The organism is Vibrio sp. zbq_1 (genome assembly GCF_043102935.1).
GTDB lineage: Bacteria > Pseudomonadota > Gammaproteobacteria > Enterobacterales > Vibrionaceae > Vibrio > Vibrio parahaemolyticus.
The window spans coordinates 250034-271853 of the sequence record NZ_JBICJH010000041.1 but is presented as its reverse complement, the minus strand read 5'-3'; the positions used below and the strand labels follow the sequence as shown (position 1 = coordinate 271853).

Annotated in this window: 19 protein-coding genes; 11 read left to right on the top strand and 8 right to left on the bottom strand. The window is 45.9% G+C overall.

What is annotated here, in order from left to right:
- Window positions 1-31 precede the first annotated feature (31 nt).
- The 3 genes from ACF8CV_RS19110 (at window position 32) to dapD (ending at window position 2747) form a co-directional block, all read left to right on the top strand.
- Entirely contained in the window at window positions 32-958 is a 927-nt protein-coding gene (locus tag ACF8CV_RS19110) for a LysR substrate-binding domain-containing protein (RefSeq protein WP_138938273.1), read from the top strand.
- 128 nt (window positions 959-1086) lie between these two features.
- Window positions 1087-1383: a YebG family protein gene (locus ACF8CV_RS19105; protein ID WP_005482297.1), complete on the top strand. Its 297-nt coding sequence runs from the start codon at window positions 1087-1089 to the stop codon at window positions 1381-1383.
- Between the two features lie 332 nt (window positions 1384-1715).
- Window positions 1716-2747, top strand: a complete 1032-nt coding sequence (gene dapD / locus ACF8CV_RS19100) for a 2,3,4,5-tetrahydropyridine-2,6-dicarboxylate N-succinyltransferase (RefSeq protein ID WP_005456577.1) — start codon at window positions 1716-1718, stop codon at window positions 2745-2747.
- A gap of 74 nt (window positions 2748-2821) precedes the next feature.
- On the opposite strand, the gene glpQ is transcribed toward dapD, so the two are convergent.
- A complete protein-coding gene (gene glpQ, locus ACF8CV_RS19095) occupies window positions 2822-3877 on the bottom strand; it encodes a glycerophosphodiester phosphodiesterase (RefSeq protein ID WP_138938274.1) in 1056 nt (351 codons plus the stop codon).
- 56 nt (window positions 3878-3933) lie between these two features.
- Window positions 3934-5304, bottom strand: a complete 1371-nt coding sequence (gene glpT, locus ACF8CV_RS19090) for a glycerol-3-phosphate transporter (protein WP_029830594.1) — start codon at window positions 5302-5304, stop codon at window positions 3934-3936.
- Between the two features lie 895 nt (window positions 5305-6199).
- Between glpT and ACF8CV_RS19085 the strand changes: the two genes are divergently transcribed.
- The 5 genes from ACF8CV_RS19085 to ACF8CV_RS19065 all read left to right on the top strand — a co-directional run bounded on the left by ACF8CV_RS19085 (window position 6200) and on the right by ACF8CV_RS19065 (window position 12537).
- Window positions 6200-7054 carry an MIP/aquaporin family protein gene (locus tag ACF8CV_RS19085; protein WP_005456607.1) on the top strand — a complete coding sequence of 285 codons (855 nt, stop codon included), beginning with the start codon at window positions 6200-6202 and terminating at the stop codon, window positions 7052-7054.
- A 50-nt stretch (window positions 7055-7104) separates the two neighbouring features.
- Window positions 7105-8622: a glycerol kinase GlpK gene (glpK, locus tag ACF8CV_RS19080; RefSeq protein WP_005456578.1), complete on the top strand. Its 1518-nt coding sequence runs from the start codon at window positions 7105-7107 to the stop codon at window positions 8620-8622.
- Window positions 8623-8781: 159 nt separating this feature from the next.
- On the top strand, window positions 8782-9573 hold the full coding sequence (locus ACF8CV_RS19075; protein WP_005456614.1) for a DeoR/GlpR family transcriptional regulator: 792 nt from the start codon (window positions 8782-8784) through the stop codon (window positions 9571-9573).
- Window positions 9574-9751: 178 nt separating this feature from the next.
- Entirely contained in the window at window positions 9752-11311 is a 1560-nt protein-coding gene (glpD, locus tag ACF8CV_RS19070; RefSeq protein ID WP_138938275.1) for a glycerol-3-phosphate dehydrogenase, read from the top strand.
- Between the two features lie 278 nt (window positions 11312-11589).
- Entirely contained in the window at window positions 11590-12537 is a 948-nt protein-coding gene (locus tag ACF8CV_RS19065) for a CorA family divalent cation transporter (protein WP_005494158.1), read from the top strand.
- A 76-nt stretch (window positions 12538-12613) separates the two neighbouring features.
- Here the strand turns inward: ACF8CV_RS19065 and ACF8CV_RS19060 are convergent, their stop codons facing one another.
- The gene (locus ACF8CV_RS19060) at window positions 12614-13798 is read right to left on the bottom strand and encodes an NnrS family protein (RefSeq protein WP_138938276.1); all 1185 of its coding nucleotides are present in this window, start codon (window positions 13796-13798) and stop codon (window positions 12614-12616) included.
- A gap of 184 nt (window positions 13799-13982) precedes the next feature.
- Between ACF8CV_RS19060 and ACF8CV_RS19055 the strand changes: the two genes are divergently transcribed.
- On the top strand, window positions 13983-14534 hold the full coding sequence (locus ACF8CV_RS19055; RefSeq protein WP_025534310.1) for a gamma-glutamylcyclotransferase family protein: 552 nt from the start codon (window positions 13983-13985) through the stop codon (window positions 14532-14534).
- A gap of 37 nt (window positions 14535-14571) precedes the next feature.
- Here ACF8CV_RS19055 and ACF8CV_RS19050 read toward each other — a convergent pair whose 3' ends face one another.
- Together ACF8CV_RS19050 and ACF8CV_RS19045 are read right to left on the bottom strand one after the other, a co-directional pair.
- Entirely contained in the window at window positions 14572-15168 is a 597-nt protein-coding gene (locus ACF8CV_RS19050; RefSeq protein ID WP_015297197.1) for an outer membrane beta-barrel protein, read from the bottom strand.
- A 145-nt stretch (window positions 15169-15313) separates the two neighbouring features.
- Window positions 15314-15646: a tRNA-binding protein gene (locus tag ACF8CV_RS19045; RefSeq protein ID WP_005494151.1), complete on the bottom strand. Its 333-nt coding sequence runs from the start codon at window positions 15644-15646 to the stop codon at window positions 15314-15316.
- Between the two features lie 177 nt (window positions 15647-15823).
- On the opposite strand from ACF8CV_RS19045, the gene ACF8CV_RS19040 reads away from it, so the two are divergent.
- Window positions 15824-16822: a substrate-binding domain-containing protein gene (locus ACF8CV_RS19040; protein WP_005456547.1), complete on the top strand. Its 999-nt coding sequence runs from the start codon at window positions 15824-15826 to the stop codon at window positions 16820-16822.
- Between the two features lie 89 nt (window positions 16823-16911).
- Here the strand turns inward: ACF8CV_RS19040 and ACF8CV_RS19035 are convergent, their stop codons facing one another.
- Both ACF8CV_RS19035 and ACF8CV_RS19030 read right to left on the bottom strand, forming a co-directional pair.
- On the bottom strand, window positions 16912-18300 hold the full coding sequence (locus ACF8CV_RS19035; RefSeq protein WP_138938277.1) for an MFS transporter: 1389 nt from the start codon (window positions 18298-18300) through the stop codon (window positions 16912-16914).
- Window positions 18301-18370: 70 nt separating this feature from the next.
- Window positions 18371-19441: a cellulase family glycosylhydrolase gene (locus ACF8CV_RS19030; RefSeq protein ID WP_138938278.1), complete on the bottom strand. Its 1071-nt coding sequence runs from the start codon at window positions 19439-19441 to the stop codon at window positions 18371-18373.
- A gap of 212 nt (window positions 19442-19653) precedes the next feature.
- On the opposite strand from ACF8CV_RS19030, the gene ACF8CV_RS19025 reads away from it, so the two are divergent.
- Window positions 19654-20679 (top strand): LacI family DNA-binding transcriptional regulator, encoded by a 1026-nt coding sequence (locus tag ACF8CV_RS19025; protein ID WP_006742407.1) that lies wholly within the window; start codon window positions 19654-19656, stop codon window positions 20677-20679.
- A gap of 73 nt (window positions 20680-20752) precedes the next feature.
- On the opposite strand, the gene galM is transcribed toward ACF8CV_RS19025, so the two are convergent.
- Window positions 20753-21817 carry a galactose-1-epimerase gene (gene galM, locus ACF8CV_RS19020; protein ID WP_180793659.1) on the bottom strand — a complete coding sequence of 355 codons (1065 nt, stop codon included), beginning with the start codon at window positions 21815-21817 and terminating at the stop codon, window positions 20753-20755.
- Between the last annotated feature and the right edge of the window lie 3 nt (window positions 21818-21820).

Sequence of the window (21820 nt, the reverse complement as noted above, 5' to 3'; positions counted from 1 at the left end):
ACAAACGTTCAAAATTACTTAACGGTGGGATATGGCAAGTCACATTTCTCTTAAACAACTGAAAGTGTTTACGACGATCACGCAGCACAAAACGCTCACAGCAGCTTCTGATAGTCTCTTTTTATCAAAAGCCGCTGTGAGCATGGCACTCTCAGAATTAGAAAAGCAGATCGGCCATCACTTGTTTGATCGTGTTAATAACCGACTAATTTTGAACCAAGAAGGTCAGAAACTGCTGCCACTGGCGGATGAGTTACTCAACCGAGCCAAAGACATCGAGAGCATTTTCGATGGTGACCAAGCGCTATCGGGCCAACTTCGCATTGGTGCCAGCGACACCATTGGCAACCAAGTCGCGCCCTATTTGCTTAGCGAATTTCGTCAGCAAACGAACCACCGTTCTCAAAGTCTGTTCATTTCTAACTCCGCACAAATCTGCGGCATGCTGACCGATTACGAGTTAGACATAGCCCTCATTGAAGGCAAAACACTTCATCCTGAATTGCAGTCCACCCAGTTTAGCGAAGATGAAATGTGCGTGATTTGCGCGCCCAATTACCCAGCCGCGCACGAAGGGCCAGTAAACTTAACCGAGCTAGAAAACAGTGAATGGATATTGCGAGAGGCGGGATCTGGTTCACGCGAATTTTTTATGCGCGTTGTCGCGCCGCGCTTGGAACATTGGAATGAAGCTTTTCAGCTCAATACCACCGAAGCGTTGATCAACTCAGTATCTGCTGGGCTGGGCTTAGGCTGCTTGTCACGCTTGTCTGCAGAACCTGCTATTCGTGACGGTCGTGTAAAACTGCTCGACATGCCTTTAGATATGAAACGCCGCTTCTGGTTACTGGTTCATAAAGAGAAATATCAAAGCCCATTGCTCAAAACGTTTATCGAATTTTGCCAAGATTGGGAACGACCAACCAACCTTCCTTTGGGGAATAAATCCGCAAAGTGAAACCAAGATAGTTTAAATGCTAGTCAGTTAGTTGTACGTGTCTCTCATTCTGAGGCTTGTCGCTAGACTTGATTGGTCAAAAACTGTATAAAAAGCCAGTATCAATACACCAAATTAGGGGACCAACCATGGCTGTAATCGTCAAGTACGTGGTAGAACGCAATGGAGAAGAGAAAATGACTTTTACCTCTAAAGCGGAAGCTGACGCATACGACAAAATGCTGGATATGGCAGATGAACTATTCACGCTGCTAGGTAAAAGTGAACTTCTAGAAGACGAAGGCAAGCAAGAAGATCTTGCGATGTTCCTTGCGCAAAACAAAGAAGAGTTGCTTTACGCAATCGGTGCAAAACGTAAACCTGCACCAAAGAAAGCAAAAAAGCTTGAAGCTGTAGAAGAAGAACAGCAAGAAGACGCAGCATAATCCAATGACTGCCCTTCAAATAACGCCGCATCTTGTGGCGTTTTTTTATGCCTGAAAGCATAGAGCATAATGAAAGAACGCCCTTTCTTTCTAGACCCGAGACAAGAAACTGCCTTTTCTTAATTTCAGCAAAACTCTCCCAATAGACCACCTCGTAGCCACATTTCTCATCAGACAGACATATCTCCCAAAAGACAAAAGGTATCCATCTACGGACTTTCTCCATTTCCCCCCTTTAAACTCCCCAATACTCTCTTTATGATGGCTGACAACGTAATAATTTCTTGTCAGTGAACAGACGAGACACAAGACTCAACACATGGAGATCAACTATGGCTTTCTTTTCTCTAGCCTTTGGTACGGCAACTAAAAACCGCGACGGTAAAATCATCGAAGCGTTTTTCCCAAACCCAGTTCTTAACCCAAGCGACACACTTGTTAACGCACTGGCTGCAGTAGCAGGTTACGAGCAAGGCAACCAAGCTATCGAGATCTCTGCGGCACAAAGTGCAGAACTTGCGGCAGCATTCGAAGCAAACGGCGATGCAGCAAACGCATCTTTCGCAACCAAAGCAGCAGAATCAGCACAACCACTTGTACTGGTTATTCTAGCTACGGATGAACAACCACAATCTGTTGCTGAAGGCTTCCTAAAACTTCAACTTATCTCTAACCGTCTAGTTAAGCCACACGGCACGGTACTGGATGGCATCTTCGGTCTACTACACAACATCGCATGGACAAACGAAGGCCCAATCGACCTACCTGAGCTGGCTGAGCGTCAAATCGAAGCTCGCCTAGCTGGCCGTACGCTAAGCGTAGATTGCGTAGACAAGTTCCCTAAAATGGTGGACTACGTGGTTCCAACTGGTGTTCGTATCGCAGACACTTCTCGCGTTCGTCTTGGCGCACACGTTGGCGAAGGCACAACTGTTATGCACGAAGGCTTCATCAACTTCAACGCGGGCACAACTGGCGTGAGCATGGTTGAAGGCCGTATCTCTGCTGGCGTAGTTGTTGGTAACGGTTCAGACATCGGTGGCGGCGCATCGATCATGGGTACGCTATCTGGCGGCGGTAAAGTTGTGGTTTCTATTGGTGAAAATTCACTACTAGGCGCGAACGCAGGTCTTGGTTTCCCAATGGGTGACCGTTGTACTATCGAGTCAGGTTTGTACGTGACTGCTGGTTCTAAAGTGCGCATGCTAGATTCTGCAGGTCAAGAAGTCGAAGTGGTGAAAGCACGCGACCTTGCTGGTGTTTCTGACCTACTGTTCCGTCGTAACTCTGTGACAGGTCAAATCGAGTGTCTTGCAAACAAGAGCGCGGTTGAACTGAACAGCGAACTGCATAAAAACAACTAATAAGAATACGAAAATCCCCCAGCAGGAAACTGTTGGGGGATTTTTTAGCTTAAAGCAAAATGTGTGAGTGCTGATTACTGATTTAAAAAGCTGACTGCTTTATCTGGGAAATCAGTAAACAAACCATCCACTTTCACTTGGTTGTAGTATACATCCATCATGCCTTCAAAGCTGTCCGTGTACACAGAAATACGTCCTGGATCGGCACGGAACGTGTATGGATGAACTTGCAAGCCAGCGTCTTTTGCAGCCTTCATCAACGGCTTGATGATGATATTGTCTTTGGTTGACTTATCATCCACCAGCATCGGCTTCCAAGGTCCAATACCTTCGGCGTAACTCGCCACTTTCTTCATGCCGTCGGCTTCGAACATCCAATCATAGCTGTATGGCATTGCTGTATCGCCTTTGTACACCATAGTTTCGTTCCAATCGGTGTAAGCCATGAGCTGAACGAGCTTTAAATCCATGTCCATTGCTGGCATCAACTCACTGTTAATGCGTTGCAGTTCATTCGCATCAAAACACTGCAGGTAGACTTTGTCGTCTTGCGAGTCGTAACCGTACTGCTTCAAGACTTTAAGCACCGCTTTAGAAATGTCCTTGCCTTCGTGACGATGGAACCAAGGCGCTTTAATTTCTGGGTAAATACCGATGTCGTAACCCAACGTTTTATTAAGGCCTTGGATCAGTTCAATCTCTTCAGCAAACGTCGGTACAGTGAAATCAGATTTCCACATTGGGAATCGGGTTGGATAACCGGCGACTTTTTTGCCGTTTTCGTCGATATTGAACCCTTCAGTGACTCGCAGAGATTTGATTTCAGCCAGAGTAAAGTCAATCGCGTAATAACGACCATCTTCGCGTGCGCGATCAGGAAAACGCTCCGCTACATCCGTGACGCGATCCAAGTAATGGTCATGCAACACCACTAACTGGTCGTCTTTCGTCATCACGACATCTTGCTCGATGTAATCTGGTTTCATTGCATAAGCCAAAGCTTTGGCTTCTAAAGTGTGCTCCGGCAAATAACCAGAAGCGCCGCGGTGAGCGATAACAAGCGGCTTTGCAATTGCGCCAGCAGATAGGCTAAGCGCTAAAAATGTGAGACATACTGACTTGGTTTTCATTGTTATATCCTTGATAAAGCGAAGAGGCAGTATTCCACTGCCTCTTTAAATAAATATTACGCTAGCGCTTCTTGTTCCTTTTCGCGCTCTTTTTGCTCGTGGTGTGCGCGTTCGCCTAGAAGCGCATACGTCAAACACACGATAGAAGTAATACATGAACCAATTAGAATGATGAAACCGCCATCCCAACCGAAATGGTCCACGGTGTAACCAAGAACCGCGTTTGCAGCCACCGCACCGCCTAAGTAACCAAACAAGCCAGTTAGACCAGCAGCAGTACCCGCTGCTTTTTTCGGTGCCAATTCAAGTGCATACAAACCAATCAGCATGACAGGGCCGTAAATCAAGAAGCCAATCGCGATAAGAGCCATCATATCGATTGTTGGGTTGCCCGCAGGGTTGAACCAGTAAACCAATACCGCCAACGTTACCAATACCATGAACAAGATGCCTGCAGGTGCACGACGGCCTTTGAACAGTTTGTCCGAAATCCAACCACACAATAACGTGCCAGGAATACCCGCCCACTCGTATAGGAAGTAAGCCCAAGACGATTTATCTACCGAGAAGTCCTTCGCTTCTTTTAGATAAACGGGTGCCCAGTCCAACACACCGTAACGGATCAAGTAAACAAACGCGTTTGCAATCGCAATCGACCACAACAGTTTATTGTTGAATACGTACTTGAAGAAAATTTCTTTCGCCGTCATTTCATGTTCATGCGACTTGTCGTAGTCATCTGGGTAGTCATCTTTGTACTCTTCAATCGGCGGTAGACCACAAGACTGAGGCGTATCTCGAACCGTCATCCAAATGAACACTGCAACCAAAGTGGCGAAAAATGCAGGTACATAAAATGCGGTGCGCCAATCATCGTTAAATGCCCACAGACCCAAAATGAATAGTGGACCAATCAAACCGCCACCCACGTTGTGCGCCACGTTCCAAACCGAAACGATCTCACCACGCTCTTTACGTGACCACCAGTGCACCATGGTTCGCCCACAGGCCGGCCACCCCATACCTTGGAACCAACCGTTCAAAAATAGAAGAATAAACATCGCCGTGATGCTGCCTGTTGCCCATGGCATAAAGCCAAAGCAGAACATAACCAAAGCAGACATCAACAAACCGCCACTGAGGAAATAGCGCGGGTTAGAACGGTCAGACACGCTGCCCATCAAGAATTTTGAAAGGCCATAAGCGATTGAAACAGCGGCCAAAGCAACACCAAGGTCACCACGGCTGTAACCCTCCTCGATGAGGTACGGCATCGCTAAACTGAAGTTTTTACGAACCAAATAGTAGCCAGCGTAGCCAACAAAAATACCGATGAACAGTTGCCAACGGAGGCGAGAATAGGTGCTATCAATGCTATCTGGGGATAGACGATCAATGTGCGCCTTAGGTTTGAATATTCCAAACATAGGAACCTCATTATGTATATGCGATGGTAAAGAACCCAAAAGGAGCGAACGAAACAAAATTAACATTCGTTCGAAAGTTTCTGCATTGTATGAGGTTAGGATTTAATTTCTGTGATAAATGTTGCATAGGAATTAATTATTAGTAAATACAGTAAATTAGCCACCATTAATTAGACAGCCGTTCAACTTTACTCAGAATTCGTTAATATCTTTTCTTGATCAAAAAAGAACATTTAATCACTCACATTCGAAACTAAACAAAATAAAGGATCGAATAGGAACACAAATTCGAGATAAATGATGCTGCATGACGCATTAAGCTAAGGAAAAATCAGTAATAACAAAAGTGAAGGAAAAGTTTGGTGTTTAGTTTCAAACGAAATAAAGAGCCCAAAAACAACCAAGTTCTACTGAGGTGCACATTTCGTACACTTAGCGCGATGAACACACTTTTGGAAGGCAAAATCCATATCGTACTCTCGTTCTACGCGAGTACGATTTTATCGTCGTGCGTTCTAGTTATTTTCTTTCAGGATCTCCCCCCAAGCCTTTGCTATATCTGGCTTTAACTACCTCTTAGGGATTAATTTTTACACAAACTATTGAACGATAATCCACCATTGACGAACCAGCTTCACAAAACTCCTCTTACCAGTTGTGCATTTGTTTTCACATCGGTAATTTGAGCGATGAAAATGACTCACTCATCCCTATAAAGAGCTTTCTATCAGTTTCCTTTCTGGTCAAAAGATGCGCCATTTAACAAAAACGAAGAGTTTGGTTAACAAATTCATGCTCAAACGCTCATTTTTAACGCTCGTTTATTTTCGCAAACGTTTATATGTGCACAATACTATCGTGCTGGATAAGCAAAAATAACTATAGGACTCTTAACATGACAACCAACAAACACCCCTCTCTGCTCGGAGAATGTTTGGCCGAGTTCATCGGTACAGGACTACTCATCTTCTTCGGCGTTGGCTGCGTCGCAGCCTTAGTGTTAACAGGCGCATCTTTTGGACAATGGGAAATCAGTATTGTATGGGGCTTAGGTGTCTCCATCGCGATCTACTGTACTGCCGGCGTTTCAGGCGCACACATCAACCCAGCCGTGACCATTGCATTAGCGATGTTTCATGGTTTCGATAAAGCGAAAGTGGTTCCGTACATCATCGCTCAGATGTTAGGTGCATTTTTCTCTGCCGCTTTGGTTTACAGCTTGTACAGCAACCTTTTCACCGATTACGAAATCGCACACAACTTTGTACGTAGCAGCCAAGACGCCCTTGCAACGGCTGGTATTTTCTCAACTTACCCACACGCTTCTCTTTCTTTCTTTGGCGCATTTGCTGTGGAATTCGTCATTACAGCTGTATTAATGTTTGCCATTTTGGCTCTGGGTGATGAAAACAACGGTGCCGCTCGTGGCGCGATGAACCCATTATTGATTGGTATTCTGATCGCGGTTATTGGTGGTTCTCTTGGTCCACTGACTGGCTTTGCGATGAACCCAGCTCGTGACTTTGGCCCTAAACTGTTCGCGTACTTTGCAGGTTGGGATTACGCACTGACCGGCGCTAAAGACATCCCTTACTTTATCGTTCCCCTTCTTGCTCCTATTGCGGGTGCTTGCTTTGGTGGTTGGTTATATCCAAAAGCGATCGCGGCATACCTCCCTCGCCAAGGTCACGGTTGTACCATTCCAAACCAATGTGATACTGAAGAAGAAACAGAAGAAGCTCGAGCTTAACCGCTTGCCAATTACTAAAATATAAATAACGAAACAAAAGGATTCTTACCATGACTGAGCAAAAATACATTGTTGCCCTCGACCAAGGTACGACAAGCTCTCGCGCTGTTATTCTTGATCACGACGCCAATATCGTAAGCGTCGCTCAGCGAGAGTTTACTCAGATTTATCCACAAGCAGGTTGGGTTGAGCACGATCCAATGGAAATCTGGGCAACACAAAGCTCTACATTAGTTGAAGCTTTGGCTAAGTCAGGCATCCGAAGCGACCAATTAGCTGCTATTGGTATTACGAACCAACGTGAAACCACCATCGTCTGGAACAAAGAAACAGGCAAACCCGTCTACAACGCAATCGTATGGCAATGTCGTCGCACCGCAGACATTTGTGAAGACCTAAAAAGCCGCGGCTTAGAAGATTACGTTCGCGACAACACCGGCTTGGTGCTTGACCCTTACTTCTCTGGCACTAAAGTGAAGTGGATTCTGGATAACGTAGAAGGCGCACGCGAAGATGCAGAAGCAGGTAAACTACTGTTTGGTACCGTCGATACGTGGTTAGTATGGAAGATGACTCAAGGCCGCGTTCACGTTACTGACTACACCAACGCATCACGTACCATGCTGTTTAACATCAACGACCTATGTTGGGACCAAAAGCTGTTGGATGAGATGGGCATTCCGGCATCAATGATGCCAGAAGTAAAACGCTCTTCGGAAATTTACGGCAAAACGAACATCGGTGGTAAAGGCGGTACTCGTATTCCTATCGCAGGTATTGCAGGTGACCAACAAGCGGCGCTATACGGCCAAATGTGTGTGGAAGCTGGCCAAGCGAAAAACACATACGGCACAGGTTGTTTCTTGCTGATGAACACTGGCCAAGAGAAAGTCACCTCGAAGAATGGTCTGCTTACCACTCTAGCTTGTGGTCCGAAAGGCGAGCCAGCTTACGCACTTGAAGGTGCTGTGTTCATGGGTGGTGCCTCTATCCAGTGGCTACGTGATGAACTGAAAATCCTAAACGGCGCAGAAGATTCTGAATACTTCGCAACAAAAGTGGACACATCGAACGGCGTTTATGTAGTACCAGCCTTTACTGGCCTTGGCGCTCCATACTGGGATGCTTACGCACGTGGCACCATTGTTGGCCTTACTCGCGGTGTGAACTCAAACCACATTATCCGAGCGACTCTGGAAGGCATCGCTTACCAAACTCGTGACGTATTGGATGCGATGCAAGCTGACTCTGGAATCAAGCTCGCAAACTTGCGTGTTGATGGCGGTGCGGTAGCAAACAACTTCCTAATGCAATTCCAATCGGATGTATTAAACACAGAAGTACACCGTCCACAAGTGACTGAAGTAACGGCTCTTGGTGCTGCATACCTGGCAGGTTTAGCGGTTGGTTACTGGAACAGCATTGATGAGCTGCAAGATAAAGCAGTGCTTGATCGTACGTTCGAACCGCATGATGACGAAGAAAAACGCAACCGTCGTTACAAAGGTTGGAAACGCGCTGTGAAATGTGCGCAAACTTGGTCTGAACTGCACGACGAAGACGATTAATTTTTCTCCCAAACGAAAAAAGAGCGCCATTTGAGCGCTCTTTTTTGCGTCTTATCCCCGATTCCTACCTGCCTTTACTTCTCACAACGCGCAAATTCGAGCACAATAGCGCTTCGAATTTGAAGCATTGGCCGTTACCAATGCACAAGGGAGTGGTAAGTGAAGCAAATACCTAGACACCAGCAGATTGTTGAACTGGTGAAAAAACAAGGCTATGTCAGCACGGATGAGTTGGTAGAAAGATTCAATGTCAGCCCACAAACCATCCGACGCGATCTCAACGAACTCGCAGACGACAACAAAATTCGTCGTTATCACGGTGGTGCAACCATCCCTCTCAGTTCTGAAAACACATCTTACAACACGCGTAAAGCGCTTAACTTCAATGAAAAAGATGTCATTGCAGAAGAGGTGGTGAAACACATTCCTGACGGCGCGACGCTATTTATTGATATCGGCACAACACCAGAAGCCGTCGCACGTGCGCTCACTAAGAGCCACAAGCAGCTACGCGTAGTCACCAACAACATCAACGTGGCAACCATTCTCTTCCCCAACCCAGAGATTAAGGTCATCTTAGCGGGTGGTGAAGTCCGCAGCCGCGATGGCGGTATCGTAGGCGAAGCAACGCTCGATTTCGTGAAACAGTTCCGTCTCGATTTTGGCATTCTCGGCATCAGTGGCATCGATTTTGATGGTTCCCTATTGGACTTTGATTACCACGAGGTACGCGTGAAGCAAGCGATCATCGACAACAGCCGCAGCGTATTTCTCGCCGTCGACCACACAAAGTTTGGTCGCAATGCCATGGTGAAACTGGGCAACATCGCGCAGCTGAACATGATATTTACTAACAAACAGCCACCAGAAGAAATTCTCGCGATCTTAAAAGACGCCGCAATTCCCCTCGAAGTGGTCGAAGCGAATGTAACATCAGCAGACGCCGAATAGATAAATCGCTCAAATTTGAACCTCAAAATGACCTCTGTCTTAATTAGACAGAGGTTTTTTTATACCCAAATCACACAAAACGCTCACAAACGAAAATAATAGATGATCACAAACGAAACCTGAGCTAGGATTAAATCATGTTCTAAAATGCTCGTTCGCTCACCAAGAGGTCAAATTCATGAGTATACAAAAAAATACTTCCACAACTAGCTCATCCACTCTTTTAGACTTGATCGTTATCGGTGGCGGCATTAACGGGGCTGGCATTGCAGCTGATGCAGCTGGCCGCGGTTTGAGTGTCGGTTTATATGAAGCTAACGATTTTGCATCAGCAACGTCTTCAGCAAGTTCTAAACTTATTCACGGTGGATTACGCTACCTTGAACACTACGAGTTTCGTTTGGTTTCGGAAGCGCTCGCAGAACGTGAAGTGATTCTACGTAAAGCGCCACACGTCGCTCTACCAATGCGTTTCCGTTTGCCTCATCGCCCATTCCTACGCCCAGCTTGGATGATCCGCTGTGGCCTATTCCTTTACGATAACTTGGGCAAACGCACAACTCTACCTGGCAGTAAAACCGTCAACCTTGCAAAATCTGGCTTGCTAAAACCAGAAATGAAAACCGGTTTCGAATACTCAGACTGCTGGGTGGATGACGCTCGTTTAGTCTTGCTGAACGTTATGGCGGCTCGTGAAAACCACGCCGAAGTACGTAACTACTGTCGCGTTGAAAAAGCGCACCGTGAAAACGGCGTATGGCACGTAACAATCCATGACGTAACAACAGACCAACGCTTCGAGCGCAAAGCGAAAGCTCTGGTTAACGCTGCTGGTCCATGGGTGAAACAGTTCTTTGATGAAGGATTGGAGCAAACCTCCCCTCGCAACATTCGTTTGATCAAAGGCTCGCACATCGTTGTTCCTCGTATCCACAACGAACCGCAAGCCTACATTCTTCAAAACAAAGATAACCGCATCGTATTTATGATTCCTTATCTAGATAAGTTCTCAATCATCGGTACGACAGATGTGGAATACAAAGGTGACCCACGTGAAGTGGCGATCTCGGATGACGAAGTTGATTACCTCATCGACATCGTGAACCAACACTTTGTCCACCAGCTTACTAGTGAAGATGTGGTTTGGACTTACAGTGGTGTACGTCCTCTGTGTGATGATGAGTCTGACTCACCGCAAGCGATCACACGAGACTACACGCTAGAGCTCGATGCAGAGTACGACCAAGCACCATTGTTGTCAGTATTCGGTGGCAAGCTAACGACTTACCGTAAACTCGGTGAAGCGGCGATGAAGAAACTGGAACCGTACCTACCTCAAATGGGTGGTAACTGGACAGCAAATCAAACGCTACCAGGTGGTAACTTTAGCTGCACCCGTGAACAGTTAGCGAAACAAATTCACGCGAAATACTCATGGGCACCGCAAGCGCTGATTCTGCGCTATGTGACTCAGTTTGGTACGCAAACGTGGGATTTGATGGAAGGCGCATCCAGTGAAGCCGATCTTGGCCAAGCGTTCTCAGAGCAAGCAGGCGGCGTGTACCAACGCGAGATCGATTACTTGATGAATCATGAAATGGCGCTAACCGACGAAGACATTTTATGGCGTCGTACTAAACTTGGTCTTTACATGAACGACGAAGAAAAACAGGCACTTGCCGACTACCTGAAAGAAAAGTTGCAACAAAAAGTAGTCAACCTTTCTCAGGTTAGCTAAAAAGCTCCTCCCCCTCACCTATGACAAAGCCTGCCTCGTTGCAGGCTTTTTGTTTCCCCTTGTTACTGTGCGGTTCTTATTGCTTCACTTGCTTACCAATAAGAACAATTATTCATAGACATTTGGCGTAAAATGCAATCATACTCATTTGAATAATTATCCCCCATGACTTCAATGTGAAGACGTGAGAACATTGCGGCGTGTCGTGCGCTAAGTCATTCTCGCTAAGTCAAGCATCTGGAAATTATTGGGGTATAGGCTCATACAAGGAAAAGAAAATGGGTTTTATGATTGAACATTGGGATTTCTCAACCCCAATGGCGACTCAAGAAACAACAGCGGCGGAACACATTCAACCGAATCATTGGTACCACTGTGAAAGGCTTCATCCCGATATTCGTGGCTGGCTAGAAGACAATCACGTACCACGTGCGACGGTCGATCATCTGTTAGCCGACGAGAGCCGACCATCTTTCCATCCTTTGGATGACGATAACTTCATGCTGATCTTACGAGGCATCAACATGAACGAGAATGCGTCGCCAGAAGACATGCTCAGTATCCGTATCCTCTATTTTCAGGGCGCACTGATCTCGACTCGTAAGATCCCATCACGTGCAATCATGGAAATTCGCCAAGCATTAGCAGAGCACAAAGGGCCGAAAAGCCTGGCGAGCTTACTGAATCAAATCATCGAAGGGTTGAACGGCAAAATCGACTTATATCTCGACACCATCGAAGAAACGTTAAACGAGTTTGACGTCAATGATGAGTCAACGTACAACCACATTGCGGCACAAAAGGCGCTTATTTCCATCAAACGTTTTATTCGCCCTCAGCAATATGCGATTCGTGATTTGATCGAGTCAGAGTCAGAATTGGTAACATCAAGACCTCACCAATATCGCTTCGCGCATAACAACATTACTCGCATCAACGAAACGATTGAATTTTACCTTGGCGAAGTGGCGCTTTTCCAAGACGAAATCAAACACAACCGAGACGAGAAGACCAATAAAAACAGTTACCTGTTTACTTTAGTTGCCACCATTTTCTTACCAACCAGCTTCCTAACAGGACTACTTGGTATCAACATTGGTGGCATGCCGGGCGTAGAATCCTCCATGGCGTTCACTTGGTTCTGCATCGCTTTGATTGTGATCTTTGGCCTAGAGTGGTTGCTGTTCAAACGCTTAGGGTTCACGAACAAAACGGATGATGAATAAGCGATAAAACCGTAAAGCGCAGAAACCAAAAGAGGAGCGACACGCTCCTCTTTTTTACCACTCAAGTCTAAACGCTTTATCCAGGATGACCATCCACACGAGGGGTCACGAGCATCATACCAAAGCGCCACACAAACAGCCCAAACGCGACAATCCACAATCCGCCACTGATATCAATCCACAGCATCATGTTCGCTGGGTCAAAGATCACGGCGAAACTGCGAACCAAAGCAGCCGCGGTAATCGCCGCAAACGCAAGGCTCATGTTTGGCCCTTTGTAGATCATGCGACCAGTGTGCCCCATCGTCACGCGCGCGATCATCGCCAAAATCAAACCGCCTAACGCACCTATCGCAAACAGGTGAATGAGGTTATGGCTAGCAAATGCATCTTCCCAAGCGCCTCGCAAAATTAAGCTTAGTGGCAAACACAAATACGCAGCATGCAGCGACCACACTAAAGGCTCGCTCAGGGTTAACCAAGGTTTCCAGCGAACAAAACGCACCAACTGAGCAACTCCTGCAAACAGCATCAACGGATTGCCTAATTCTGCAAACGTCACGGGGAAAAAGCTCAGCACAAATAGCATTACCAACGGCAAGTTCGCGAACCAATCTAACCACGGCAGTGGTTGAGCTTTTTCGAAATTAAATCGACGCGCAGTAAAGAATGGAATCACACGTCCGCCCATCACTGACAATAACAACGTAAACCACCACAACATCGCCTGCCACACAGCAGAAGAAGTAAACGGCGGCATGCCTTTTATCGTCGCGTAACTTGCAAAGTTCGCAAAGATGGCCAAAAGAAACAGCGGTACAAAAAACAAATTACGCCAGCCTTTGGCTCGATAAACACGAATGCCTACCTCATAGGCAACAAACAGTAAAAATACCGCTTCAATGCTGCTGGTTAACCACAAGGGTACTGGCGTCCAAAGCAATATTCTAGGTGCTAACCACAAGCCAAATATGACCAAAAGCGTGTAATGCTTGGTGCCATTAATGCCCGTCCAGTTTTGTACAGCAGTCAATACAAAACCAACCACAATCGCCATCGAAAAACCAAATAACATTTCATGCACGTGCCACCACAATGCCGGTACAGCTAATGCGTTTGGCTGTCCGGTTTGGAACATCCACACCCACAACGCAATCGCAACAATGGCGTAAATCGACCCAAACAGAAAAAACGGCCGAAAGCCTAATCGCAGCCATGCGGGGATTTTTTCTTCCACTTTTTTATCGGTGATGTTCAGCATTATCTTGCCCTCAAGCGTCTCTCGATGCTGGTTAACTCAACTACGATGTTGATGCTACCATAAACATGCATAAAAAATACATGTTAAAAATAAGATTATACTTAAGGGGTAAAGTTTGAGCTTCATGGGCTGGTTAGGTATAAACAGTCCAAGACACAAAAATGAGTTAAGGGATGCAACGAAGATGTACATATTTGGCTATGGCAGTTTAATCAATTCCGCGTCGCGCAAGTTAACCGGACAAACGGGAGAAGCCATTCCCGTCATTGCTCATGGACTGGTTCGCTACTGGGGAAAGATTGATGACAGCTACACTCTGTCTCCACTGGTTGTGAACCAAGGCAATGGACAGGTCAATGGCGTTTTACTCGAAGTGAATGAAGAAGCTCTCGCAGAATTCGATCGCCGTGAACGTGGCTATCATCGTATTCAAATTCAGCCAGATCAAATCGAAACGGACGCGAACTTTAACCAAGGACATGAGATTTGGGTTTACGTAAAAGACGAGCCACTACCACCGTGCGCAAACAGCCCAATCATGCAAAGCTATGTTGATACCGTGCTAGCAGGTTGCTTGGAGGTATCCCATGCGTTTGCGGAGCATTTTGTACGTCACACCATTGGCTGGCACCACGCGAAAGAAAATGACCGCCACCAACCCAAATATGGCAACCTTGCAGGCGTGCAAGAGCACCATTATGAGTTGATTGATAATCTGATCAAAAAAGGAGCCTAATGGCTCCTTTTTAGTATCTATATTTGCATACGCGAACTTAGAATTTGTAGTCAACGCCAACGTAAAGGCTGTCAAAATCAAATTCGAGATCGCCACCACCTTCAACATCAATGGTTACTGTCGAAGCACGGTAGCCACCAGAAACAATCAGGCCTGAAGCAAATTCATACCCCACTTCAGCACCATAGTTAAAGCCAGCATCGCTGCCATCAGTCTTGCCAGTAAGGCTAGAAAGGTTTGACTTTGTCTCCAAATCAACGCCCGTTACACCAAGACCAACGACGGCACCAACATAAAAACCGGTACCAGAGAATTGGTACTTAGGTTTAGCATTAAGGTTGAACGAATAACCTTCAACTGTCGCTTCTAACCAATTACCCGCACCCGATTTTTTTTCTTCGAAGCTACCGTAGTAAACGTATTCACCTTCTAAAGCCAATTTGAAGTTTTTTGAAAATTGCAGTTCTTTACCTACTGCAATACCCAAGCCAGTCGCCGAAGAGCTGTAAGAGTGTCCTTCAACTTTAAGATCAGAGTTAAGAACATCTGCGCCAACATACCAGTTACCTTTTGCTTGAACTGACGCTGAAGCAACCACTGCACCTAAAGCCAATAGTGGCAATACTTTTTTCATTATAATTTCCTATATTTTTCATACTGTTAAACAGTTTTAAAAGCGCGGAGATTATAAATAGAGTTGAATATATATCTATTGATTTATTTATAAAATGAGACACAAAACATAAACACGAACAATAAAACGTTTGCTTGATTAAACTCTAAACAATTCTCACCCCGGTCGGCATCGCTCTTTCTGGCGTTAGTAACACACTTTCGGATTCATCATCCGTTTCTGCGCATAACAACATACATTCAGAGGTTTCACCGCGCATTTTGGCTTTGGCAAGATTACACAACACGACCACTTGTTTGCCCATCAACTCTTCCTCGGTGTAATAAGGCACTAAGCTGGTTACGGTTTGCAGTGTTTTTTCACCAATATCAATCTGCACAATATACAGCTTGTCTGCATTTTGATGACGAGCTACTTCAATGATTTTTCCGGTACGAATTTCTAATTTGGCAAAATCAGAGTAAGCGATAGTTTCCATAATTAAAACCTCAGTAAAGTTTTACTAAAAAGATAACGTTTACACTATCAGTAAGCTTAATAAATACAAGTGGTAAAGATCTCATTTCCGAAAGCAAATCCTCTATCAAATTGCACTTATTACACAATGGGTGTTTAATACTTTCAGTCAAAATTTTTTAGCCACTAAAGGTTCTATATGGCAACGATCAAGGATGTCGCGAAAGAAGCCGGCGTTTCGGTCGCAACGGTTTCTCGCGTGATCAACAAGTCCCCAAAAGCCAGTCAATCATCGGTAGAGTCGGTCACCAAAGCAATGAGAAAATTGGGTTACAGACCCAATGCCGCAGCTCGCGCTCTGGTGAGTCAAAGCACAAATACCATGGGTGTGTTGGTGAGTGATGTGTCCGATCCTTTCTTCGGCACGCTGGTCAAATCCGTCGATAATGTCGCGCGCGAAAATGGCAAACATATCTTGATTGGCAACGGTTATCATAATCCAGAAGATGAGCGTCAAGCCCTAGAATTGCTGATCAACAGCCGTTGCGATGCAATAGTCATCCACTCGAAAGGCTTATCTGATGAGGAGCTAATTGGCTACGCCCAAGAGGTGAAAGGTATGGTGCTTATCAATCGTCATATCCCAGAGCTGGCCGAACGCTGTATTTCCCTTGATAACCGCAAAGGAGCATTCCTCGCGACAGAATATTTGATTCGTCACGGGCATCGCAAAATCGCTTGCATTGCCTCATCCCACGATATCGAAGATACCGATGAACGCTTGCAAGGTTACCAAGCCGCATTGAAAGAACATGGTATTGAACTCTCCAAAAGCTACATCGAATACGGTGAGCCCAACAGTGATGGTGGCGAAGTTGCGATGACCAACCTGTTAACCAAATCTTTGGAGATTACTGGAGTGGTGGCCTACAACGACTACATGGCCGCTGGCGCACTCGCAGCGTTAGATCAAAATGGCATTGACGTACCAAGTAAGGTTTCTATGGTCGGGTTCGATGATGGCTTGATCGCCCGCTTTGTTCACCCTAGCTTGACTACTATTCGCTACCCAATCGAGATGATGGCAGAACGCGCCGCCCGTTTGGCTTTGGCGCTATCTCGTGACGAAAAAGTTGAAGATGAAACCATTATTTTTAGCCCAACGTTAGTACGAAGAAATTCTGTTGAGCGTTGTTGATAGTGGATAATCTGTAAATTGAAAACGAAAAGCCCGCTCAGTTTATTGAGTGGGCTTTTCTTTGAGCACTTGTCGAGACGATATGGATTCTAGCTCAAGGCTTCATGCGGTTTTACAGACTTAACGTCAACGCCTTGCGCAAACTCACCACGCTGTAATTTTTCTCGTAAAATCGCATGTTGGTCTTCGGTAAATGTGTAGCGAGACATAATGAAGATGCGCCCTAGAGCTCCCAATGCGGGTAGCAACGCAATACAGAAGAACATGCCATTGAGCGCGGTTTCCGTTTGCGCCGCATTTGGTACATAGCCAATCATCGTCAAGATTACCCCCGTCAAGCCGCCCGCTACCGCGACAGAGAGTTTGCCTGTAAAGGTTTGTCCCGAGAACGTGATCGCCGCAGTACGTTTGCCGCTGTGGTAGTACGAGTACTCTACTGTATCTGCAATCATGGCCGAGATAAGAGGGTTGGTCATCATAAAGATGCCTGTAATCACCGCTAACCACGCCATCACGACCGTTGGATTATCATAGCCAGTAAAATAGAACCCAATGCGAGCGATGATCTCTAAAACACACAGCGCAATAAAGATGTCACGCTTTTTGAAACGCTTTGTCAGCACAGGCGTAGCCAAACACGCAATCGCACTTACCAAAGTGATGGTACCAATCAGAGAGACTAACCCTGCGTCCCCCATGTTGTATGTGAAGAAGAAAATGTACAGGCCATTCACTAGATTGAAAAACACATTCATGAAAAAAGCTGCCAGAATAAAAAACAACGGCTTGTTTTTACGAACAGCTTGAAAGGTTTGTTTTAGAGTAACTTTTTCGCAGCTCTTCGTCGAGATGCGTTCTTTGGTGTTGTAAAAACCGTTCAGCATGAAGAACAAACCCGCAATCATCAACACAGTCACAGCTGGTAAGTAACCCTGATCTGCCCGGCCATCAGCGAAGTAAGCGCTCAGTTTTGGGAACACAACCAAAGTCGCACCAATACCCGCATTCACCCCTAACATGGCACAAGTTGCCGCTTTTGCTCGCTCTTGTGGTTCATCCGTCATAACAGAAGACATAGACCAAAACGGCACATCAGAAATGGTGTAAAGCGTACCCCAAAGAATGTAAGTGATACCGGCATACATCACTTTTGTCGATGTATCAGCATCGATGTTATAGAAAGCGGCCACCGTGACCAGAACAATCAGAACCGGCGTAAACAGCATGTAAGGGCGGAATTTACCAAAGCGAGAGTCTAACGTGTCCATGTATCCGGCAATGAGCGGATCGTTTACCGCATCCCACACACGAGCAATCAAAAAAATCGTACTCGCCGCAATTGGAGAAATGCCCAAAATATCGGTATAGAAATAAAGAATAAAAGAGCCGACTAGACCAAAGCTAAAGCACTGGCCTACCCCATAGCCGAAATAAGACATCAGCTCCTTATTAGTGAGTTTGTTTTGTAGAGTAGTCATTGTTCACGTCTCAATTGATTTTATTGTAAATAAGAAACCGACCCATTTCTCAGAGTCGGCTCACAGGCAATTAATCCACTTCTGCGAGTGTTTTTATCAATTGCACTTCGCTTGCGTCATACGGCTGTCCTTGCTCATCAAGCAGATCGTGGAACCATTGACTCGCATAGTTTGCATCGCTACGTTTTATCTCTGGCCAAGGCAGATGCGTTTGTGTTTTTCCTTTCACTAATCCCCACTGGTAGCAGCCAATGTTTTTCTGTTTAAAGACCGGAAGCTGTTCGTGCATGTACGATTGCGCATGACGAGCAAGCCACTCAGTACACATCATTGGTCGGTTGTAGCTTTCTACAACTTCAACGGCTTTATGGAACAGATAGAGTGGTAAGTAAGCGTGGAAAGTAATGATGTCCGATAGCTCCATCGCTTTGCGATCGGTTGGGTGTTCATAAATCGGCAGGCTTCGGTCAAGAATGCTTGGCGCATGCCAAGCGCCAACGGTGAGAGGCTGAGTTGGGTTTTCTTCACGTGCCCACTCAAACGCTTGTTCCATCAGCTCATGACTAAAGATTTCCATTTCTTCGTCGTAAGCGATCTCACCCGTAGTGGTGAAAATCATGCGGTTGGTTGGCTCGTTATAGAGATCCCAAATAACGATTCGAGGGTCATTTTTGTAGGTAGAGATGATGTCGCGAATATACGCTTCGACCTCACCCCACATAGATTTGTCCATCACCACATTGCGACCAGGACTGGCTGCTGCTTGGCTGTTGTGCAAATCCGGTACTGGCGCTTTTTGTTCACCAAGATAAGGATGGTCGCCCGAAAAACCGCAGTCATCCATCGGCGTGAGCATCACTTTGATTTGATTGCGTTCGCAAATATCCAGAAAGCGCTCAATTCGCGCATGTAAACCATCGCGATCCGCTTGCCAAACTATAAATGGTAAGTTGGTACGTAAAGTGTTGTAACCCACATCATGCGCCCAAGCTAACTCTTGTTCCATCACCTCTGGAGAAAAAGATTCCGCTTGCCACATCTCATTCCAGTTAACCGCTGTGCGCGGTAAATAGTTAAAGCCACGTAGCCAGCCATGCTCTTTTTGCCATTGCCACGCTTTCTCTTCCGACCATCTTTTCATCTTACTCACCTTAAAACTAAATTATTAACTAATAATATTAGCTAATATATTAATTGATAATTTAATGACTAGGTGCTCAAAGAATAAACGTGGTGAAAATCACAGCTTTTAAGTTGCTCTGACTTACTTTTGTGATCTTCATCTTTAAAGGATGATCCGAACTTAATCTTTAGCTAATATCTTTAGCTAACGAAATTAAGTAAAAGAACAGAATGGCTAAAAAAATCACCATGAGTGACATTGCGGCGGCGGCTGGCGTCTCTCAGTCGACCGTATCGCTGGTATTGAATGGCTCAACTTCCGTAAAAATCGCGGAAGCGACCAAACGTAAAGTGCTCGAAACCGCAGAATCACTTGGCTACAAAAACAAAAAGGTTGCCCATGCTTTGGGACGCCCTAAAAAGATCGCATTGGTGATCAATGGCTTAACCAGTTATGACCCATTTATCGATGCCATCAATGCAGCGAGAGAAGAAGCGTGGTCGAACGACTACATATTGGTGACGTTCAATTACAGCCATGATGAAGTGTTGGCAAGCAAGATTGAGTCGGAGATAAACGGCGGTGATTACGCAGGTTTGGTTTACGCATCCAGTATGACGCGAGAGTTGGAGCAGCAACGCGTCACAACTTCCTTACCGACTGTGCTGCTGAACTGCACCAACGAAGAACACACCGAAACGCCAAGTATTTTGCCGGCCGATATGATTGGAGCTTACAAAGCAGTTTCCCACCTCACAGCGCAAGGTTATCGTCGCATTGCCATGCTGTCTGGTGAAAGTTGGATGCTAGCCAGTAAGCAACGTGCCGATGGTTATCGTCAGGCTCTCATTGATGCAGACATCATTCCTAACTCAGAGTATTTAGTCGATGCAAACTGGTCGCTAAAAGAAGCGCACCAGCAAACACTGGCACTACTGAATATGGAGCAGCCGCCAGAAGCGATTTTCTGTGGCAGCGACTATATGGCAATGGGGTGCTACCAAGCGATAGCGGAGTTGGGGTTGAAGATTCCTCAGGATGTTGCCGTTGTCGGTTACGATAATCAGCAAATCGCCTCTGAAAGCTTCCCAGCATTAACGTCGGTTGAACTGCCCTACTCAGACATGGGTAAACTCGCAATCGAATCGTTGATGGCACTGATTGAAGGGCAACCGTTGCTTTCTAACAAACGCAAAGTAGAGGGTGAGCTCATCGTTCGAACCTCTTCGACAAAAACAAAAAAGGTGGGCATGTAGCCCACCATAACACCCAAAGTCGTTGGAGTTGCAGCATCGCTGCCGCTGCAAGTTCAAAGGGTAGAAGTGCTATCTAAAATTCAAACTGATAAGTAGTTTGATGCTGATAGCAATCCCCAGAGCTCAACACCCCATTGTTGAGTCCCCATTCTGGTTTGTTTGGCCCGTCTGGAAAGTATTGCGTTTCCAATGCTAGGCCGTCATAGCGTTCGTAAGTTTTACTTGCACCTGGCGTACCGGCTAAGAAATTACCTGAATAAAACTGGATGGCAGGCTTGGTGGTTTTCACCTTCATCACCACATCTTCTTTTGGTGCAATTAAAACCGCAGCGACAGATACGCCATCGGTCACTTCAGGCATGAAGACAAAGGCGTGATCGTAGCCACCAGCAGTTTTCTGATCTTGCTCGGCAAGAAATTCTTGGCCTATCGATTTTGGCTCGGTGAAGTCGAAACTGGTACCCAAAACTGGCTTTTGTTCACCGGTAGGAATTAACCCCGCATCCGTTGGCAAGTAATATCCAGCGTTAAGCTGTAAAGTATGATCCAAACTTTTCGCGCGGCTCGCCTCACCAGCCAAGTTAAAGTAGGCGTGATTGGTTAAATTCACTGGAGATGTTTTGTCGGTCTTAGCATCATAGGCGATAGCTAGTTCATTCTCGTCAGTGAGCGTGTACATCACCTTCACTTCGAGGTTTCCCGGATAGCCTTGGTCACCGTCCGGGGAGCGAAGTGAAAAAGTGACCTGTTGATCATTTTGCTCTTCAACCTTCCAGCTGCGTTTATCAAACCCTTCTAGGCCACCGTGCAGTGAGTTTTCACCGTTATTGATACCAAGTTGATACTTCTCTCCGTCTATCTCAAACTGCCCCTTCGCAATTCGGTTAGCAAACCGGCCAACAATGGAACCGAAGTAAGCGTCTTGCTTCATGTGTTCAGCCATATTTGGTGAGCGCAACAACACTTCACGGTTTTCACCATTTACCGGTAATGTGCAACTCAACCATGTCGCACCGATATCCATAAACGACGCCGTCATACCATTCGCGTTGGTCAAATGAATCAGAGTCGCAGTTTGGCCATCAAACGACGGCGTTTGCGCCATCGCTTGTTCTAGTTGTTGAAAATAGGCTTTCATCAT

What these genes read in the sequence shown, in the direction of transcription:
- ACF8CV_RS19110 (WP_138938273.1), top strand. Translation starts at nt 32, where the DNA reads ATGGCAAGTCACATTTCTCTTAAACAACTGAAAGTGTTTACGACGATC.
- ACF8CV_RS19105 (WP_005482297.1), top strand. Translation starts at nt 1,087, where the DNA reads ATGGCTGTAATCGTCAAGTACGTGGTAGAACGCAATGGAGAAGAGAAA.
- dapD (WP_005456577.1), top strand. Translation starts at nt 1,716, where the DNA reads ATGGCTTTCTTTTCTCTAGCCTTTGGTACGGCAACTAAAAACCGCGAC.
- glpQ (WP_138938274.1), bottom strand. Translation starts at nt 3,877, where the DNA reads ATGAAAACCAAGTCAGTATGTCTCACATTTTTAGCGCTTAGCCTATCT.
- glpT (WP_029830594.1), bottom strand. Translation starts at nt 5,304, where the DNA reads ATGTTTGGAATATTCAAACCTAAGGCGCACATTGATCGTCTATCCCCA.
- ACF8CV_RS19085 (WP_005456607.1), top strand. Translation starts at nt 6,200, where the DNA reads ATGACAACCAACAAACACCCCTCTCTGCTCGGAGAATGTTTGGCCGAG.
- glpK (WP_005456578.1), top strand. Translation starts at nt 7,105, where the DNA reads ATGACTGAGCAAAAATACATTGTTGCCCTCGACCAAGGTACGACAAGC.
- glpD (WP_138938275.1), top strand. Translation starts at nt 9,752, where the DNA reads ATGAGTATACAAAAAAATACTTCCACAACTAGCTCATCCACTCTTTTA.
- ACF8CV_RS19065 (WP_005494158.1), top strand. Translation starts at nt 11,590, where the DNA reads ATGGGTTTTATGATTGAACATTGGGATTTCTCAACCCCAATGGCGACT.
- ACF8CV_RS19060 (WP_138938276.1), bottom strand. Translation starts at nt 13,798, where the DNA reads ATGCTGAACATCACCGATAAAAAAGTGGAAGAAAAAATCCCCGCATGG.
- ACF8CV_RS19055 (WP_025534310.1), top strand. Translation starts at nt 13,983, where the DNA reads ATGTACATATTTGGCTATGGCAGTTTAATCAATTCCGCGTCGCGCAAG.
- ACF8CV_RS19050 (WP_015297197.1), bottom strand. Translation starts at nt 15,168, where the DNA reads ATGAAAAAAGTATTGCCACTATTGGCTTTAGGTGCAGTGGTTGCTTCA.
- ACF8CV_RS19045 (WP_005494151.1), bottom strand. Translation starts at nt 15,646, where the DNA reads ATGGAAACTATCGCTTACTCTGATTTTGCCAAATTAGAAATTCGTACC.
- ACF8CV_RS19040 (WP_005456547.1), top strand. Translation starts at nt 15,824, where the DNA reads ATGGCAACGATCAAGGATGTCGCGAAAGAAGCCGGCGTTTCGGTCGCA.
- ACF8CV_RS19035 (WP_138938277.1), bottom strand. Translation starts at nt 18,300, where the DNA reads ATGACTACTCTACAAAACAAACTCACTAATAAGGAGCTGATGTCTTAT.
- ACF8CV_RS19030 (WP_138938278.1), bottom strand. Translation starts at nt 19,441, where the DNA reads ATGAAAAGATGGTCGGAAGAGAAAGCGTGGCAATGGCAAAAAGAGCAT.
- ACF8CV_RS19025 (WP_006742407.1), top strand. Translation starts at nt 19,654, where the DNA reads ATGGCTAAAAAAATCACCATGAGTGACATTGCGGCGGCGGCTGGCGTC.
- galM (WP_180793659.1), bottom strand. Translation starts at nt 21,817, where the DNA reads ATGAAAGCCTATTTTCAACAACTAGAACAAGCGATGGCGCAAACGCCG.